Raw genomic sequence first — 15,529 nt, 5'->3', positions numbered from 1 at the left:
AGTCATTAAGAGGATTGTACGTGTATCTCAGATTTTTCTCCCTTTACTTCGTAGCCTTAACCTCATCTATCTATGCAGATAGCTACGAATTCGGTCATGGATTCAACCTCTATGATCAACTTACCGTAGGGGGATACGTATCCACTGAATTTGAATCCAATACACGATCAGACACCTTTACCATCGATGATGTTGCCGTTATGGCATACGGTAACATCGGATCAAACTTTTCCTATTTGGGGGAACTCGAAGCGATTGGCTTTTATCACAAAAACGTTACCGACGGAGATGAAGGGGGAAGTCAAAAATTTCACATTGAGCGCTTATACGGTGATATCTGGATATCCGACACCTTTAACCTCCGTTTCGGAAAACAAATAACCCCCATCGGATATTGGAACCTTGAACCGATCAATGTCCTCAGAGATACAACCTCCAACCCCCTTTACAGCAAACTCTTGTTCCCGAAATTCTTAACCGGGATGGATATAAACGGCTATCTTCCAGAAAGCAGCTCAACCCATTATCACCTCTTTGGACAAACAACGCACGATATGGATGATGAGTATATCAATATCCCCAATACCCATTTTTACGGAGTAGCCTTAGAGCATGAACTCTCATTTGAAACGAGCTTGGGCGGTAGTATCGGAGAGTTTATAACGTTGTCTTCCAACGAGCGGACACGCTTCGTACAAGGAAATATGAAATACGACAACGGTTCTTTACTTATTACGACGGAAGCCATCGCATCTAGAACCGAATATCAAACCTCCCAAACGGACTACACCCTCAGCGGATATCTCCAAAGTGTTTATCACATTAGCAATGAACACGCTGTCGTAGGACGCTATGAATACTATGACGATCACCATTTGGATTACACCGATCATATCGGTGTTTTAGGGTACAGTTATCGCCCCATCTATCCTGTCTCCATCAAAGGGGAGTATCAGTGGCATTCTCAAGAAAATGAGAACCGCACCTTATTCTCCTTTTCGGTACTTTTCTAATGAAACAGATTGCACTTCTTTGTTTACTCTGCATAGCGCTGAGTGCATCTGAATACAGTGTTGTTATCTCTAAAAAAACCATGATTTCGGCAGTGACAGCACAACAGATACGCGATATCTTTTTAATGAAACGCCATTCCCTAGGAAATCAAAAAGTGATCCCGGTCAACCTGCTCGGTCAAGATATCTCTCGGATCACCTTTGAAAATGAAATTTTGAAAATGGACCGTGATCACCTGAATACCTACTGGATCAAACAACATTTCCAAGGGACCACCCCGCCCATCACCCAATCCTCTTATGACTCCGTCAAAATGTTTGTTCAAAACGTTGAAGGGGCCATCGGCTACATCCCCTCTTCTATGGTCGATAACGGTGTAAAGGTGATTTATGAGTTTTAAGCTTAAAACCATTCTCCTCTTTCTAGCCGTTAGTCTCATCCCCTATGCATTAACCATGTTTTTGGTAGGGAATTCCTTTCGGCAAGAGTTGTATGACGCTGTTACCCAAGAGATGCATACCCAGCTTCGATTGAGCGTTGAGCGGATCGATCAACATCTTCAAACCTTACAAAGCGATATGACCTTCCTTGCCAAATCGGATATTATGAACGATGTTTATACCCAAGATTTGGATCGGCGTATCAGTAACGCACTTCTGGCAAAAAAAACGGATTTGAAAATGGCGGGGGATTTTTATCTCCTGACCCCGACGGGAATCATTGTCGCTTCAAGCGATTTTGCCGTTATTGGAAAAACCATCCGATCCAAACCTTTTGTAGAAGTACCCGTATATTCAACCTTTTCTACTCAGGCGATCGGAAAACTTGCCGTCACCTATCCATTGGAAAACTTTAAACGATTTTTTTCAAATACCCAACAAAGACACTATTATATCCGTCATGCAGATGGGTCAACAGCACTGCGTCCCTCTTTATTTCATGATTCTCTCAAAGTCTCTAAAACGCTCAAAAATGCCCCGGATCTCACCATCGTTCTGGAAGAGCAAAAAGAGTTTGCCTATCGTCTCTTATACAAGTACGAGCTATGGTTTATCCTCTTATTAATCGGGGGCGGGATATTTATCGCACTTGCCGCATATTACATCGCCACCCATTTGATTGAGCCCATCATTACCCTCTCCAATACCGCTAAAAAAATCACCCGGACTCAAGATTACACCCAACAAGTACACTTGCAGCGAGACGATGAAGTCGGAGAACTCTCTCATGCGTTTAATACGATGATTAACGGAATGGATGAGGCCCTCAACGAAATAATCGGACTCAACCAAGAGATTGAAGAGACCCAAAGAGAAGTCGTTTTCACGATGGGTTCTATCGGAGAAAGTCGCTCAAAAGAGACGGGAAATCATGTCAAAAGGGTCGCTGAATATTCGAAACTGCTGGCGTTGTACTACGGATTGGATGAAGAGGAAGCCGAGATGCTCAAACAAGCCTCCCCGATGCACGATATCGGAAAAATAGCCATTCCGGATGCCGTTCTCAACAAACCGGGACGTTTCGATGAAGAAGAGCGACGCATCATGGACACCCATGCCCTACTGGGGTACGACATGCTAAAACATTCCAACCGCACGTTGCTTCAAGCTGCAGCGATTGTTGCCTATGAGCACCATGAAAAATACAACGGAAGCGGATACCCCAGAGGGCTAAAAGAAGAGGAAATTCACATTTACGGTCGCATCACCGCACTAGCCGATGTTTTCGATGCATTGGGGAGCGATCGTGTCTATAAAAAAGCATGGGAGGATGAACGTATTTTCACCCTATTCCAAGAAGAGAGGGGAAAACATTTCGATCCTCAGCTCATCGATATCTTTTTTGATCACCTCACAGAATTCCTTACGATTCGAGAAACATTTAAAGATATTCACGAATCCTAAAAAGCGCAAAAGTACCCCGAAACGCTAAGACTCACTATGGTATAATCGCGCCATTATTTACACCTTAAAAGGTCATTATTATGCGCCAAACCATTACTGAAAAAATCTTCTCCGAACACGTCGGACACCCCGTTTACGCAGGTGAAATCGTCCGATCACCTATCGATATGGTCATCGGAAACGACATCACCACCCCTATCTCGATCAAAGCGTTCGAAGATTCGGGTGCCACTGCACTCGCTAATCCTGATGGGTTCTCCATCGTCCTCGATCACTTCATCCCCGCCAAAGATATTGCTTCGGCAAACCAAGCGCGCATCAGCCGTGATTTCGCTAAAAAACATCAGATGAAAAACTTTTTTGATGAAAAAGATATGGGTATCGAACACGCTCTTCTCCCTGAAAAAGGGTTGGTTGTTCCGGGTGACGTCATCATCGGTGCCGACTCCCATACCTGTACCCACGGAGCACTGGGAGCTTTCTCTACGGGGATGGGTTCAACCGATTTGGCATTTGCGATGGTAACCGGAGGGAACTGGTTTAAAGTCCCTGAGTCGATCAAAGTCATCTTAAGTGGCAAACCTGGCAAATACACGACAGGTAAAGATGTCATCCTCGAAGTCATCCGCATGATCGGGGTTGATGGAGCGCTCTACCGCACCCTCGAATTCACGGGAAGCACTATTCCCTACCTCACGATGGATGATCGATTTTCAATGTGTAACATGGCGATCGAAGCAGGGGCAAAAAGTGGGATCGTCGCCTACGATGAGATCACGGCAGAGTTCCTAGCCGATAAACCTCTCGCACGTGAACCGAAAATTCACTATTCCGACGAAGACGCAACCTACGTTCAGGTGCTCGAAATCGATGTCGCTGCACTCGAACCGGTCATCGCTTATCCGTTCTTGCCATCCAACGGACACAGCCTTACTCAGGCGGTCAGTGACCAAATCAAAGTCGATCAAGCATTCATCGGAAGCTGTACGAACGGTCGCTTAAGTGACCTTAAAATCGCTGCTGAAATCCTAAAAGGCAAACGTGTCCATCCGGATGTTCGTCTCATCGTCACTCCCGGGACTCAGCGTATCGCTCGCGAAGCGACGAAACTCGGTTACATGGATATCATCATCGATGCGGGCGGTGTTGTCTCTAACCCGACCTGCGGTGCATGTTTGGGCGGATATATGGGGATTTTAGGGGACAACGAAGTCGCCGTTGCAACAACCAACCGTAACTTCGTAGGACGTATGGGTTCACGCTCCTCCAAAGTCTATTTGGCGAATTCTGCCGTTGCGGCCGCTTCGGCGATTACGGGCTATATTACCGATCCTGCGACGATAAGCTAAGAGAACAACCTCTTAGCACTTCCTATCACACACTAAAATACTTATTCTCAATTAACATAATTTTCTATTTGAATGAATCAAAATCATAGACAAATGGGTAGAAATTTAGGCATTGACTAGGTAGGCATATTAATTGCTTTTAGTGAGCATGGAATGCAAGAAGTGTGGATCACTCCATATCGTGAAAGCAGGCATGAAGCCGATGGTGATATATTTATTGATCCAAAAAATGCTAAATTATTAAAAAAACAAGGCGTAGAATTTACAATTAATGAAAATAATAAATAAGATATGGATTCACGCTCTTCCATAGTTTACCTCGCCAACTCCGCCGTCGCCGCCGCTTCGGTAATTACCGGATATATCACTGATCCAGCAACGATCAAATAATCTCTCTGGGGTTAAACCCCAGTATTACACGCTTCCAACGTCCCTTTATCAAATCCTCTTTTAAACCACTCCATCCGCTGAGCCGACGTTCCATGGGTAAACGCGTCGGGGACGACATATCCCTGTGATTGTTTTTGGAGAGTGTCATCGCCGATCTGACTGGCGGCGTTGAGTGCCTCTTCGATATCTCCCTCTTCGAGTACCGCTCTCTCTTTTTGGGTGTGGAATGCCCATACTCCGGCGTAGCAATCGGCTTGTAGTTCCACTTTCACCTGTACGGCATTCCCTTTGGTCTTGTTTGATCTCTCTTGAACGCTGTGCACCTTATCCAATATCCCGAGCTGATTTTGGACATGGTGCCCGATCTCATGGGCGATTACATACGCCTGGGCAAAATCTCCGGGTGCGTTATGACGGCGGGAGAGTTCATCGAAAAAGCTCAGATCCAGATACACTTTTTGATCCGCAGGACAGTAAAACGGTCCTACCTGGGCATCGGCATATCCGCAGCCGCTTCGGACACTTCCCCTAAACAGTACCAACTTCGGCTCGCGATACGTCTCCCCGTTTTGGGCATAGATACGGCTCCAAACCTCTTCGGTTTGACCCAATACCGCCGAAACAAACTGTACCGATCTATCCTCCTCTACACTATTGACCGCACGGCTTGTTCCCGCAGAGGATCCCCCGTGATCCAGCAGGCTGAGAGGATTAAATCCCATAAAATACGCTACAACTCCCACTGCCAAAATGATTCGTCCGATCGTTGTCCCCATCAGTATCCGGATGATCGGGATCAGAAGATTCACCCCCCGTCCGCCGCCGAACCTGCCCCCGGAGCCTTGAGAACGCAGATCCTCGACATTCGTGCTCCGCTTTAAATCTTCCCATTTCATATCGCTGTCCCTATACACTCTTTCATTATTCGAAAAACTTCCATATTATACTTTCCGTCCGTTATAATATGGGAATTTTTTTCTGGAGACGACTATGCGTTCACTCACTCTCGCGGCATCATTACTGTTGATTTCCAACGCCAATGCCTTTGATTTCGGTTCGTTGATGCAAACCGTAGCCCCGGTAGCACAAAGTGCAGCTCCCCTCGCTGACAGTGCACTCATTTCCAACCCCCTTATTAAAAACATTACCACAACCCTCGGAGTAACCCCGACACAGGCCATAGGGGGAACAGCCGCCATTATCAATGACGCCAAAGGGAATATGAAGCCGACCGATTTTACCGCTCTGACCAAACAGGTTCCTCAGGCCGGGACGCTCCTTGCTGCCGCACCGGCCGGAATGCTCGGGTTGGGAAGTCTGGGATCACAGTTCTCTTTTTTAGGGATGGATCCGTCAATGATCGACAAATTCTCCCCCTTAGTGCTTCAATACCTCCAAAACGGGGCGACACCGAGCATGGATAAAATTCTCTCTGCTGCGTTTGCTCAATAATGTTCGCTCTGCCATGCATCCTCTTCGCCGGAGGAAAAAGCTCCCGGATGGGGGAGGATAAATCGCTCCTCCCTTTCGGCGGATATCCTACCCTCACACAGTTTCAATTCGACCGGCTCACCAAACTTTTTACCCATGTCGCCATTTCCACCAAAACAGCGGATAAGTTTGATTTCAGCGCCCCTTTTATCCTGGATCCGCAAGAAGTCGATTATGCCCCTACCGCAGGGTTTGTGAGCGCATTTAGAGCCCTCAGCGACGAGCGGATCATGGTACTGAGCGTCGATACCCCGTTTATCGATGAGGGTATTTTTCAAACGCTTCTGGATGCGGATGAAGAGAGCTTGGATGCGGTTATCGCCCGTACGTCCAGCGGAACGCATCCGCTGTGCGGTATTTATCATCGTTCGCTTTTCGAAGAGTTCGAAAGAATGTTGGCCGAGGGGGATCACCGTCTGGGAAAACTGCTCTCCTCCTCAAATACCCGCTATGTCCCCTTTGAGAATGAAGATTTTTTTGACAACCTGAACCATCCTCACGAATATCACAAGGCATATGCACGCTACGGCGAAAACCGATAAGGCTTTGGCTACAATCATTCTATGAGTACCCCGATTTTATTTCCGTTCATCGTAACGATCTTTTTTGCCATGGTGCATTATCTCAGCTATACACGTGTAATCAGCCATTTGCATGTCAAACAAAGTACCCGGACTTTTTTAAAATATCTGTTATTTCTCAATATGGCGGGGATTATCGGCTACCTCTCCAGCCGCTATTTTCTCAGCCCTCCCAAACTGCTCTATTTTATCCTATCCCTCAGTATCGGCATCGGCTTTGTCCTTTTCATGGGAACCATTCTGTACGAACTGCTCCATCTCGTCCAGCGGCTGGCCCCTTTTAATGAGGAGAAACGAACTTTTTTCAAACGGACCAGCGATCTTGGCTTTTTAGCACTGGGAAGCGCGTATATCGGAGCAGGGATACGTGAAGGGACCAAAGATCCCGTCGTGAACTTTATCGAAGTCGAACAAAACCGCTTTGGCGGGAAGCCCTATACGATCGTCCAAATCAGCGATATGCATATCGGCGGGCTGATTGATCGGGAATTTGTCGCCAAGAGTGTAGCCGCTATCAATGCACTTAAACCCGACCTCATCGCCATAACAGGCGATTTGTCTGATGCCCATATTGATGTGGTGAAAGAAACGATTGACGAACTGCGCCATCTCAAAAGCCGCTACGGTACTTACTATGTGGTCGGCAACCATGAATATTTTCACTCGATTGACGCCACAATCGCATACCTTAAAACCCTGGGGATTCATGTACTGGAAAACAGCGCCCTCCCCATCAACGACGATTTTTACATCGCCGGAGTGTACGATCTCTTCGGATACCGAGCCGGCACCCATATCCCCGACATTACCCGGGCAATGCAAAATATTCCGCCGAATATCCCCACCCTCCTCTTAGCCCATCAACCCAAATACCTAGAGTATCTGGAAGGATTCACCCCCGCGTTGATCCTCAGCGGCCACACGCATGGGGGGCAGATCTGGCCGTTTGGATATCTCGTCAGCCTTGCACAGCCTTATGTCAAAGGGCTCCATAGGCTCGAAACAAACCGCCATATTTATGTGAACAGCGGTATCGGCTTTTGGGGGCCTCCGATGCGGCTGGGCTCACAGGCTGAAATCACCTGTATCCAATGGTCCTAAAGCTCAACCCTCTTCCCGTATCACTACGGGATCTTTCTCGCTTTTGCGTACCAAATAAATAAAGACCGCAAACACCAGCAGCAAAAATGCCAGTGCCGCAATCAGTGTCGAAGCGTACGGAAGATCTTTGTAATCATGCAGTGCGATTTTAAAGACCACCAACAGCGCTTCGATTAACAGGGCGATAATGATTGAAACCGAAAAATTGAGCAGTGTCTTCGCATTAAACGCCTCGCTCACATGTTGCGTTCGAGGCAATACCTCCTGCTCGAAAATCGTTTTTCCCAAATCATACACGGCCAATCCGAGTGTCAGGGCGATAATCGGTTTGAACACGGTATCCATGCTGAGCGGCTCACTGCCAACCAAATAGCCAATAAACGTATAAAATCCATAAAGGACGACAAAGATCCCGAAAAAGAGAAGCCCCCCGCCAATGACCGCATAGGACGTTCGATTAATCCGCTTAAAAAAATCATTTTTCTCAATCAGATCAAACCGCTCCAACAGACTCCGTACCCGAAAATCTAAAAACAGATATCCGTCCCCTACGGCATATATGACCGTGATACACAAATGCCCCGTTGCCGTGGAAATATAGGGCTCGCTGACATGGTACCCTTTTTGTATAGCCACTTCATCCACCAAATAAGCCCGATCCACTCCGGCATGGTGCCCCTCTTCCCGATCAACATAGATATTGGGCGAATTTTGGACAAACCCCTCATCGCATTTATACACCAATTCCAAGCTCGGAAACGTTTTATAAAGTCTCTCCGCAAGTTGTACGTTAAAGGTTTTTAAACTGACTCGCCCCAAAGATGTAAGGATAAATTTTTCAATTAACGGGGCATTCGCGGCGTAACTTCGCACTAAATTTTGCATTTTTTTCCCCTAATGTATTATTTTTTTGATTAATTGATTAATTAAAAACTGAACTTTACGCACTTTTACAAAAAGAGCGCACAAATACCTCTAAAATTCTCAAAAACGCAGTTTTTGTAGCTTTAGGGGATTGCAAAGGACTTGAGTCCTTGCCGCTAAAACGGATGTATTCGTTTTAGTGCGTAACATCAAAGTCTTGCCCTGCATTTGTAGTCACCAAAACAGGACAATTCTTAGGAATCTTGAAGGAGGTTATGAGGATTACGGAATTACATGCTATCCGCAGCACCACCGTAATCTCATGACAAAACTATAGCCCAATTTTTATCTCAAAGATGATTATTTTTTAATCAATCTCTGATTTACCCCTCTTGGATATAATAATAAAAAGAATTAGTGAAGAGAATAAAATGAACTTAACCCATCTCGATGAGCGAGACCGGCCGAAAATGGTCGACGTCTCCGATAAAACCACCACCTCGCGGGTTGCTGTTGCCAGCGGTCTGATTACGATGAGCCAGGATGCCTATGACGCCGTCGTCAACCAAACAGCCAAAAAAGGGCCCGTTCTCCAAACGGCCGTTATCGCTGCAATTATGGGGACAAAAAAAACGTCGGACCTTATTCCGATGTGCCATCCGCTCAACCTTTCAGGCGTTCATTGCGATATTGAAGAGCTTTCCGCATTACCGGGTTTCAAACTCACCGTTACCGCGAAACTCAGCGGTCAAACGGGGGTGGAGATGGAAGCATTGACGGGAACCAGTATCGGTTTGCTCACCATCTATGACATGCTCAAAGCGATTGACAAAGGGATGGTGATCGGTCCGATCCAACTCGAAACCAAATCAGGAGGAAAAAGTGGTGATTATCAACGAAACAACACAGAAGCTTGAACTGGAATATCCCTGCAACTGGTGTTACAAAGTGGTCGGATTTGAGCGAGCCGGGATCGAAATCGCGGCACTGGAAATCTTCGCTGAACGTCCCTATTCACTCAATCCTTCCAATACCAGTAAAAGTGGAAAATACATCAGCATGAACTTAGAACTGTTAGTGCATAATGAGGACGAACGGACCTATTTTTACGAAACGCTCAAAGCGCATCAACACATTAAAATGGTGTTATAAAGGACAGTCAATGAACTTAGAGACTCTTAAACGCGACATCAGAATCCGATACAAATCGCTTCAAAGCACCGCTATTGAAGAAAAAGTAGGCAATGTTATCGACGCATTGGAGAGCGAGTTCTCACTCAAACCCGACCTTCTCACCCTGCAAGAGCTCAAAACCTTTACCGGCGCGATACTCGAAGAAGAGACCCTGTCCCTGCATGATGAGCTCGAAGAGTTAATCGCGCAAAAAGAGCGGATCGAACGTCTCATTCTTCGTAAAAGCGATGAGCTGCAGCATCTCAAATACACCCTCTTTGATACGTTTGAAAAAATGATGGGCTCCGAAGAGCAAACCCTCGAAAAACTCCATCAAATCAAAATTCAGTCGGTCGATTTACTCGATATACTCGAAGAGATGGTCGAGAGTGCCATCATTACGACACTTGAAAAAGGATCCGATGTTGAGGAGACACTTCATGAGATCATCAAAGAGATTACGTACGAAACCCTCAATGCCAATGTTCTCAATGCCATCCGCATCCGCCGTATCTTGACAAGCATCCTTCAAAGTGCCCTGAATATTGCCGAAGCAACCCCAAATCAGGCCGATACGATTCTAAGAGGTACCTTGCTGGGTATCCGATCCGCACTCCATAAATCGATTGAAAAATTCCATCAATATCTCCTTTACGTCCCCGAAGAGGTCAAAGCACTTTATCGGGATGAATACAAAACCATCGAAGAAGAGCTCGATCATATCGATACCCTCTTTGCCCAAGTGATCCATTCTTTGAGCAATCGCAATGACTCTGTATTGATTGAGCGGTTAGAAGCGGTTAGCCATGAGATCCGTTTCGATACCGAAGAGATTAAACACCTCTCCAAGGAGACGGTAGAACTTCTCCGTACCCGTCTTTCGAAACTTACGCGCGGCGTCACGGAACAAGGAAACAAGCTCCTCAAATCCAAATCAGCCCAAGAAGCCAAAGCGATGGGGGTACGCGCATGGAGTGTTGCCAAATCGGCGATGGAAGGTGCCATCAAAGGGGCAAAAGACGCAATGGATAAAAAATAATTAATATGCCAAAAAGCACACAAGGGTGCGTGGGCTCTCTGCCGAAGAGCACTCAGCGTGAGTATGAGAAGCGTCATCTAAAGTGAGTAACCTCACTTCAGTAGGTTCGGAACCAAAGGCGAAGGGTTTACCCCGCCGTCGGCTTTATCGGACTTTGTTCGATTGGCGTTTTAAACCAGTAGCTACATATCCCGTGCTAATGTAAACATATTGGCGTGTTTCGCCATAAAGCTCGTACAACGGTCACATATCGGATCGCCCCCTTTGTACGGATACGGACAGCGGCATTCATGACAGGTCACCATCTCATAATGGACGAGCTGTTCTGAACGCTCATACGCAACACTCACCAAATCAAACCCCTCTTTTGAAGTAATCGCATTGGGTTTACAAATATCCTCACAAATACCGCATCCGATACATTTGCCCTGGCTAAAATAGATCCCCTGCTTATCTGAGGTAGGAAACAGTGCATCCGTCGGACAAAACTGAGTACAATCACCGCAATTGGTACAGGTTTCAAAATTGATCTGTTTGTTAAAAAACAAGGGACTGCTTATCGCAAATGCTGTTGTCTCCATCCCCCCAACAATCTCTTTGAGAGAGTTTTTAAGCAATATCCGCTTCAGCGGCATCTTCATATCGGGAAGCTTATGATGGGCCGTTGTCATTGAGACATGGGCAACCGACTCTTCGGCAAGCGACTCTTTAACTTTCTCAAATCCCTTGCGGAAGAGGGCACGTCGATCTGCCTGCTCTTCTTTTACCTCAATGGTTTCGATACGGTGAGGATTTTGAATCGTCTCTAAAAACTGGTTTGCCCCTTCCACCTTTGCACGGATCGATTCTTCCAATTTTCCGTTTTCATTGAGGACACATCCCGCACAATGGCTTAAATCACACGTTACGCTTTTATCGCCGCGAAGTGCCATCACCGTATAATGTTCGACATCAAAAACGCCCAAACACGGTGTGCTTACTTTACACGTGAGCGTTGGTGCCTCTTCGTGATGCTGGTACGATGCAGCGTATCCGTTAGGATCGAAGCTCTCGATTTCCAATGCTTCGGTCGGACAGCTGCCGATACACCCCGCACACCCGACACATTCGTTTTCAAAAAGGGTCAGCTTATTGCGGACAATATGGAAAGCCCCCTTCGGACACACATCGATACAAATGCGGCAGTCATTATGGTAATACTCATTTCGAAGACAACGGGTTGCCGTATAACTAAAAAGATTGCTTTTTTGAACGAAATTAATATTACCCATTGTGTGATCCCTGTACCAAATACTCATAATCAGCACTTAAAAATTCAATAATGAAATCACACATGTCGCGGTAGAACGGCGTATCTGCCATACTTTTCATTCCCATCATGTAGGGAACTACCCATGGAAAAATATGCTGATCGAGAAATTCGAATTGTGATTTCTCTTCTTGGCGGTACACCAAAGTTTGCATAAAGGCAAACTCGATCCCCAGATGATCCGGTGCCATAATCTGTGTCTGATCCATATTCACTTCAAATCCATGGGTAAAATAAAACGCCATGACCGGATTCTGTAGCCCTACCAACGTCTCATTTTTAGCATCGAGGACAAACGACTCGACCGGCTGCGTATTGAGGATATACATCGAGGTATAATCGGTATTGAGCTGATCGTATATCTCCTCTGTATCGGTAGAACCTATCCATGTGGCAGTCTCTTCACCGATAATCTCTAAGAGTGACGTATTACTTTTGAGATCATTGATAAAACGACGGTCAGGAGTATCGCTCATAACCCGGGATAAAAAAGCATAGATATAAAGTCGATATTCGTTATTCATAGTGATTCCTGAAAAAAAGTAAGGGATTGTGTCATACGGAGACTTTGAGACAGCAAAGCTTATACAATTAAGGCACTAACCCCAAAAGGGGTTAGATTGGTGTTATAGACACCCTTTAAAGAATGATTTTTTCGGAGGTGGAGGAGATTTAAACTCGGTCGCTTTAATCGTATTAGTTGCTTCATCAAGAACACCAACAACGACAACACCGTTTTTATTCATACCTTCACGCATTTCCGCAAGTTTCAATTTTGTGGTATCGATCGTATAAACTTTACCGGTATTGTGTTGATAAAGTGCATATTTTGCATCTTTCGTAATCACACCGGCATCAGTTTTTTTGAAACATCCGTCCGATCCACATGCATAGTTTTCCAAATAACAATCAGCGAATGCGCCTTGAGCGGCACATCCCGGAGTTGTCAATAAACCTTCGAACTCTTCAGGCTCGTTGGCGAATGCACTAAAAACAAGTGCTGCACATAACAAGGCTACTTTTTTCATTATTCTACCTCCGATTTCAGGGTTTTGAGGTATGCCACGATATCATCGACTGTTGCTTTATCCAAAAAGCTGAAATCAGTCATGGTCGAGACACGTTTACCCTTTTCAATATTGTACCACGGCGTATTAGCGTGCGCATTACGATTGTAACCTGGCACAACAACCGCAGACGGTTTTAAGATTGATTCACGTAAATACTCAGCAGTAGAGTATCCTCCGACGTTTTTGAGTGATGGTCCAAGCAAACTTGGTGCATCCGCAGCAGTCATTTGGTGACATCCGGTACACCCGTTTGTTGCAGCGGCCTCTTTACCTTTAGCCGCATCCCCTTTTGCATCGGTTGTCAATTCGCCAACCATTGCACTGTTTGCTTTTTGCCCTTCAAGATTGATAGCAACCCATGAACTGAGGTTTTTCAAACCGTTACGCCCCATGCTTGAACCGTCCCAAACCGCAATCGAAACCGGAACAGTTCCGTTTAGGTTGACATATTCGTCTTTAAGAGGACGGCTTAGTGTTCCGCTCCAGCCTGCAGGGCCATGGACCATTGCACCGTTTGATTTGATCGATTTGTCTTTGACTTCGGTCAATGAACGGAATCCTTCACCGACAAACACACGCTCGTAATCGGTATTTGCCAATGATGCTACTTTTGCATCGAAATCAGCCAACTCTTTGCCGAATACACCGGTTTGCTGACGATTGATTTGAGTGGAAACATCTTTGTTTCCGTTTGGCTCATATACTTTTGCCGTTGCTTTTTGCAAATGCACCACTACCGGACGACCTTCTGAACCCATACCGATATACGGGAGAGGCTGAGCTTTTTTGGTTGCTCCGGCAAACTGAACCGCAAATCCGTCTGTGTAAACGTCACTGCTCATGCATTGTTCAACGTCTTTGGTTTTATCGGCCCATTTCACCATAATTGCGATGTTTTTTCCATCGTGCAATGCAGCGACTTGTGCTTTTTTACCTTTTGCATTTGCGACCAATGCGTTGGCTTTTTTATCATTAAACTCAATCGCTGTTTGAGGATAAAGGATAACGGTTTCAAATTTCGCTTTTGACCATGCAGCAGAATCTGCTTTGATGGTATCGAGACTATCCGATACTTTTACCGCTGTAATGGCAGGATTAGCCGCCAGTGCCGCAGAAGCGGCAAGACCCAATGAAAGAATGGTGGTTAATAGCTTTTTCATTAGTGGTGTCCTCCAGCTTTTGTAAACTTACCGGCGATATAACGGGTATCGACAGGTGCCAATGGAGTACGTTTGTTCTCTTTCGCCACTTGCTGATAGTAGTTATTGTCAAGACGGAACATATCAGAGTGTTGATACGCAATCAAAAGATCCATCAATTCACTGACTCCCGTCTCTTTACGTTTTTTCATCTCTGCTTTGAGCGTTTTGATCGCATCATGAACCGCAGGTCCAAATAGTTTTTCCAGTTCTTCTACCGGAAGGCGCGTTGAACCTTCGATGATTTTACCTTCTGCGTCAAATTTTGCAGGAGATTCGGTCGGAGGGATGTAGTAAACATTTGGTTGGGTACCATAGTCTGAACGAAGTCCCAATGCTACTTTGTATTTGTGTACCAATTTATGGACTTGTGACGCTTCATCATCCAAGAATCCAACGAAACGGATACGTCCGACACATTGTTGCGCACACGCCGGCGGCAATCCCTGTTCGATACGTGGGAAACAAAGGATACATTTCTCTGATTTAGAGATTTTCGGATTGAAATAGATTTTTTTGTAAGGACATCCCGCGATACAATAGCGGTACCCTTGACAACGATCCAAGTCAACCAATACAACCCCGTCTTCTTCACGTTTGAAAATCGCGTCACGAGGACACGCACTCAAACAACCCGGATTGGTACAGTGGTTACAAATACGCGGCAAATAGAAGAAATAGTTGTCCTGAGGGAACACGCCGGCACCCTCGTCTTCATCCCAGTTCGGTCCCCATGTCGGAGAGACATGCGGATGGAAACTGTTGCTATCGCTTTGTCCACCCATCAATGATTCATAATTGTAATCCCAAGGTACCCCGTAATCGGCTTCAAGATTAGGGATAACACCTGGTTGGAGATCACCGGCAGCGTCAAATCCGCCGCCAAGCTCCATCCAGTTTTTAGGATAACCGGTACCTGGATAGGTCTCGACGTTATTCCAATACATATATTCACGACCGTTACGGTTCGTCCATTGCGTTTTACATGCTACGGTACATGTTTGGCACCCGATACATTTGTTCAGGTCCATTACCATTGCTAATT

18 protein-coding genes are annotated in these 15,529 nt (G+C 45.8%); 11 read left to right on the top strand and 7 right to left on the bottom strand.

Features of this window, described 5'->3' with window-relative positions; all coding sequences use genetic code 11:
• Nucleotides 1-20 precede the first annotated feature (20 nt).
• The 5 genes from WB308_RS04065 to WB308_RS04045 all read left to right on the top strand — a co-directional run bounded on the left by WB308_RS04065 (nucleotide 21) and on the right by WB308_RS04045 (nucleotide 4,555).
• Nucleotides 21-1,013 carry a hypothetical protein gene (locus WB308_RS04065; protein ID WP_424189260.1) on the top strand — a complete coding sequence of 331 codons (993 nt, stop codon included), beginning with the start codon at nucleotides 21-23 and terminating at the stop codon, nucleotides 1,011-1,013.
• On the top strand, nucleotides 1,013-1,414 hold the full coding sequence (locus WB308_RS04060) for a hypothetical protein (protein WP_424189258.1): 402 nt from the start codon (nucleotides 1,013-1,015) through the stop codon (nucleotides 1,412-1,414). The genes WB308_RS04065 and WB308_RS04060 overlap by 1 nt, the downstream gene beginning before the upstream one ends.
• A complete protein-coding gene (locus WB308_RS04055; RefSeq protein ID WP_424189256.1) occupies nucleotides 1,404-2,918 on the top strand; it encodes an HD domain-containing phosphohydrolase in 1,515 nt (504 codons plus the stop codon). Before WB308_RS04060 ends, WB308_RS04055 begins: the two co-directional genes overlap by 11 nt.
• An 80-nt stretch (nucleotides 2,919-2,998) precedes the next feature.
• The gene (locus WB308_RS04050) at nucleotides 2,999-4,267 is read left to right on the top strand and encodes a 3-isopropylmalate dehydratase large subunit (RefSeq protein WP_424189254.1); all 1,269 of its coding nucleotides are present in this window, start codon (nucleotides 2,999-3,001) and stop codon (nucleotides 4,265-4,267) included.
• Between the two features lie 153 nt (nucleotides 4,268-4,420).
• Nucleotides 4,421-4,555 (top strand): hypothetical protein, encoded by a 135-nt coding sequence (locus tag WB308_RS04045; RefSeq protein WP_424189252.1) that lies wholly within the window; start codon nucleotides 4,421-4,423, stop codon nucleotides 4,553-4,555.
• Between the two features lie 113 nt (nucleotides 4,556-4,668).
• On the opposite strand, the gene ypfJ is transcribed toward WB308_RS04045, so the two are convergent.
• Nucleotides 4,669-5,553, bottom strand: coding sequence for a KPN_02809 family neutral zinc metallopeptidase (gene ypfJ / locus WB308_RS04040; protein WP_424189250.1), 885 nt, complete (start codon nucleotides 5,551-5,553; stop codon nucleotides 4,669-4,671).
• 94 nt (nucleotides 5,554-5,647) lie between these two features.
• On the opposite strand from ypfJ, the gene WB308_RS04035 reads away from it, so the two are divergent.
• From WB308_RS04035 to WB308_RS04025, 3 genes are read left to right on the top strand one after another with little or no spacing between them, the layout of a single operon-like run.
• Nucleotides 5,648-6,109: a DUF2780 domain-containing protein gene (locus tag WB308_RS04035; RefSeq protein ID WP_424189248.1), complete on the top strand. Its 462-nt coding sequence runs from the start codon at nucleotides 5,648-5,650 to the stop codon at nucleotides 6,107-6,109.
• Nucleotides 6,109-6,690, top strand: a complete 582-nt coding sequence (gene mobA / locus WB308_RS04030; protein ID WP_424189246.1) for a molybdenum cofactor guanylyltransferase MobA — start codon at nucleotides 6,109-6,111, stop codon at nucleotides 6,688-6,690. The genes WB308_RS04035 and mobA overlap by 1 nt, the downstream gene beginning before the upstream one ends.
• A 21-nt stretch (nucleotides 6,691-6,711) precedes the next feature.
• Nucleotides 6,712-7,830: a metallophosphoesterase gene (locus WB308_RS04025; RefSeq protein ID WP_424189244.1), complete on the top strand. Its 1,119-nt coding sequence runs from the start codon at nucleotides 6,712-6,714 to the stop codon at nucleotides 7,828-7,830.
• Between the two features lie 3 nt (nucleotides 7,831-7,833).
• On the opposite strand, the gene WB308_RS04020 is transcribed toward WB308_RS04025, so the two are convergent.
• Complete coding sequence (locus WB308_RS04020; RefSeq protein WP_424189242.1) at nucleotides 7,834-8,715, bottom strand: hypothetical protein; 882 nt, start codon at nucleotides 8,713-8,715, stop codon at nucleotides 7,834-7,836.
• A gap of 410 nt (nucleotides 8,716-9,125) precedes the next feature.
• Between WB308_RS04020 and moaC the strand changes: the two genes are divergently transcribed.
• The 3 genes from moaC to WB308_RS04005 are packed head-to-tail and all read left to right on the top strand — an operon-like array spanning nucleotide 9,126 to nucleotide 10,906.
• The gene (gene moaC / locus WB308_RS04015) at nucleotides 9,126-9,611 is read left to right on the top strand and encodes a cyclic pyranopterin monophosphate synthase MoaC (RefSeq protein WP_424189240.1); all 486 of its coding nucleotides are present in this window, start codon (nucleotides 9,126-9,128) and stop codon (nucleotides 9,609-9,611) included.
• A complete protein-coding gene (locus tag WB308_RS04010; protein ID WP_424189238.1) occupies nucleotides 9,580-9,846 on the top strand; it encodes an HP0495 family protein in 267 nt (88 codons plus the stop codon). The genes moaC and WB308_RS04010 overlap by 32 nt, the downstream gene beginning before the upstream one ends.
• 10 nt (nucleotides 9,847-9,856) lie before the next feature.
• Complete coding sequence (locus WB308_RS04005) at nucleotides 9,857-10,906, top strand: DUF6781 family protein (protein ID WP_424189236.1); 1,050 nt, start codon at nucleotides 9,857-9,859, stop codon at nucleotides 10,904-10,906.
• A gap of 182 nt (nucleotides 10,907-11,088) precedes the next feature.
• Here the strand turns inward: WB308_RS04005 and WB308_RS04000 are convergent, their stop codons facing one another.
• The 5 genes from WB308_RS04000 to WB308_RS03980 form a co-directional block, all read right to left on the bottom strand.
• Entirely contained in the window at nucleotides 11,089-12,177 is a 1,089-nt protein-coding gene (locus tag WB308_RS04000) for a 4Fe-4S binding protein (protein WP_424189234.1), read from the bottom strand.
• A complete protein-coding gene (locus WB308_RS03995) occupies nucleotides 12,170-12,739 on the bottom strand; it encodes a TorD/DmsD family molecular chaperone (protein WP_424189232.1) in 570 nt (189 codons plus the stop codon). Before WB308_RS03995 ends, WB308_RS04000 begins: the two co-directional genes overlap by 8 nt.
• A gap of 102 nt (nucleotides 12,740-12,841) precedes the next feature.
• Entirely contained in the window at nucleotides 12,842-13,243 is a 402-nt protein-coding gene (locus tag WB308_RS03990) for a hypothetical protein (protein WP_424189230.1), read from the bottom strand.
• Nucleotides 13,243-14,445, bottom strand: coding sequence for an ethylbenzene dehydrogenase-related protein (locus WB308_RS03985; RefSeq protein WP_424189228.1), 1,203 nt, complete (start codon nucleotides 14,443-14,445; stop codon nucleotides 13,243-13,245). The genes WB308_RS03990 and WB308_RS03985 overlap by 1 nt, the downstream gene beginning before the upstream one ends.
• The coding region (locus WB308_RS03980) for a 4Fe-4S dicluster domain-containing protein (protein WP_424189226.1) at nucleotides 14,445-15,529 on the bottom strand (1,085 nt) is incomplete at its 5' end. The genes WB308_RS03980 and WB308_RS03985, both read right to left, overlap by 1 nt.

The sequence above is a fragment of the Sulfuricurvum sp. genome (genome assembly GCF_049587615.1).
In the GTDB taxonomy this organism is placed as follows: Bacteria; Campylobacterota; Campylobacteria; order Campylobacterales; family Sulfurimonadaceae; genus Sulfuricurvum.
This window is presented reverse-complemented; position numbering and strand designations above follow the sequence as displayed.

Coding starts and splice junctions, on each gene's coding strand:
- WB308_RS03985 (WP_424189228.1), bottom strand. CDS start 14,445: ATGAAAAAGCTATTAACCACCATTCTTTCATTGGGTCTTGCCGCTTCT.
- moaC (WP_424189240.1), top strand. CDS start 9,126: ATGAACTTAACCCATCTCGATGAGCGAGACCGGCCGAAAATGGTCGAC.
- WB308_RS04045 (WP_424189252.1), top strand. CDS start 4,421: ATGCAAGAAGTGTGGATCACTCCATATCGTGAAAGCAGGCATGAAGCC.
- WB308_RS04055 (WP_424189256.1), top strand. CDS start 1,404: ATGAGTTTTAAGCTTAAAACCATTCTCCTCTTTCTAGCCGTTAGTCTC.
- WB308_RS04020 (WP_424189242.1), bottom strand. CDS start 8,715: ATGCAAAATTTAGTGCGAAGTTACGCCGCGAATGCCCCGTTAATTGAA.
- WB308_RS04060 (WP_424189258.1), top strand. CDS start 1,013: ATGAAACAGATTGCACTTCTTTGTTTACTCTGCATAGCGCTGAGTGCA.
- mobA (WP_424189246.1), top strand. CDS start 6,109: ATGTTCGCTCTGCCATGCATCCTCTTCGCCGGAGGAAAAAGCTCCCGG.
- WB308_RS03995 (WP_424189232.1), bottom strand. CDS start 12,739: ATGAATAACGAATATCGACTTTATATCTATGCTTTTTTATCCCGGGTT.
- WB308_RS04025 (WP_424189244.1), top strand. CDS start 6,712: ATGAGTACCCCGATTTTATTTCCGTTCATCGTAACGATCTTTTTTGCC.
- WB308_RS04035 (WP_424189248.1), top strand. CDS start 5,648: ATGCGTTCACTCACTCTCGCGGCATCATTACTGTTGATTTCCAACGCC.
- WB308_RS04005 (WP_424189236.1), top strand. CDS start 9,857: ATGAACTTAGAGACTCTTAAACGCGACATCAGAATCCGATACAAATCG.
- WB308_RS04000 (WP_424189234.1), bottom strand. CDS start 12,177: ATGGGTAATATTAATTTCGTTCAAAAAAGCAATCTTTTTAGTTATACG.
- WB308_RS03990 (WP_424189230.1), bottom strand. CDS start 13,243: ATGAAAAAAGTAGCCTTGTTATGTGCAGCACTTGTTTTTAGTGCATTC.
- WB308_RS04050 (WP_424189254.1), top strand. CDS start 2,999: ATGCGCCAAACCATTACTGAAAAAATCTTCTCCGAACACGTCGGACAC.
- ypfJ (WP_424189250.1), bottom strand. CDS start 5,553: ATGAAATGGGAAGATTTAAAGCGGAGCACGAATGTCGAGGATCTGCGT.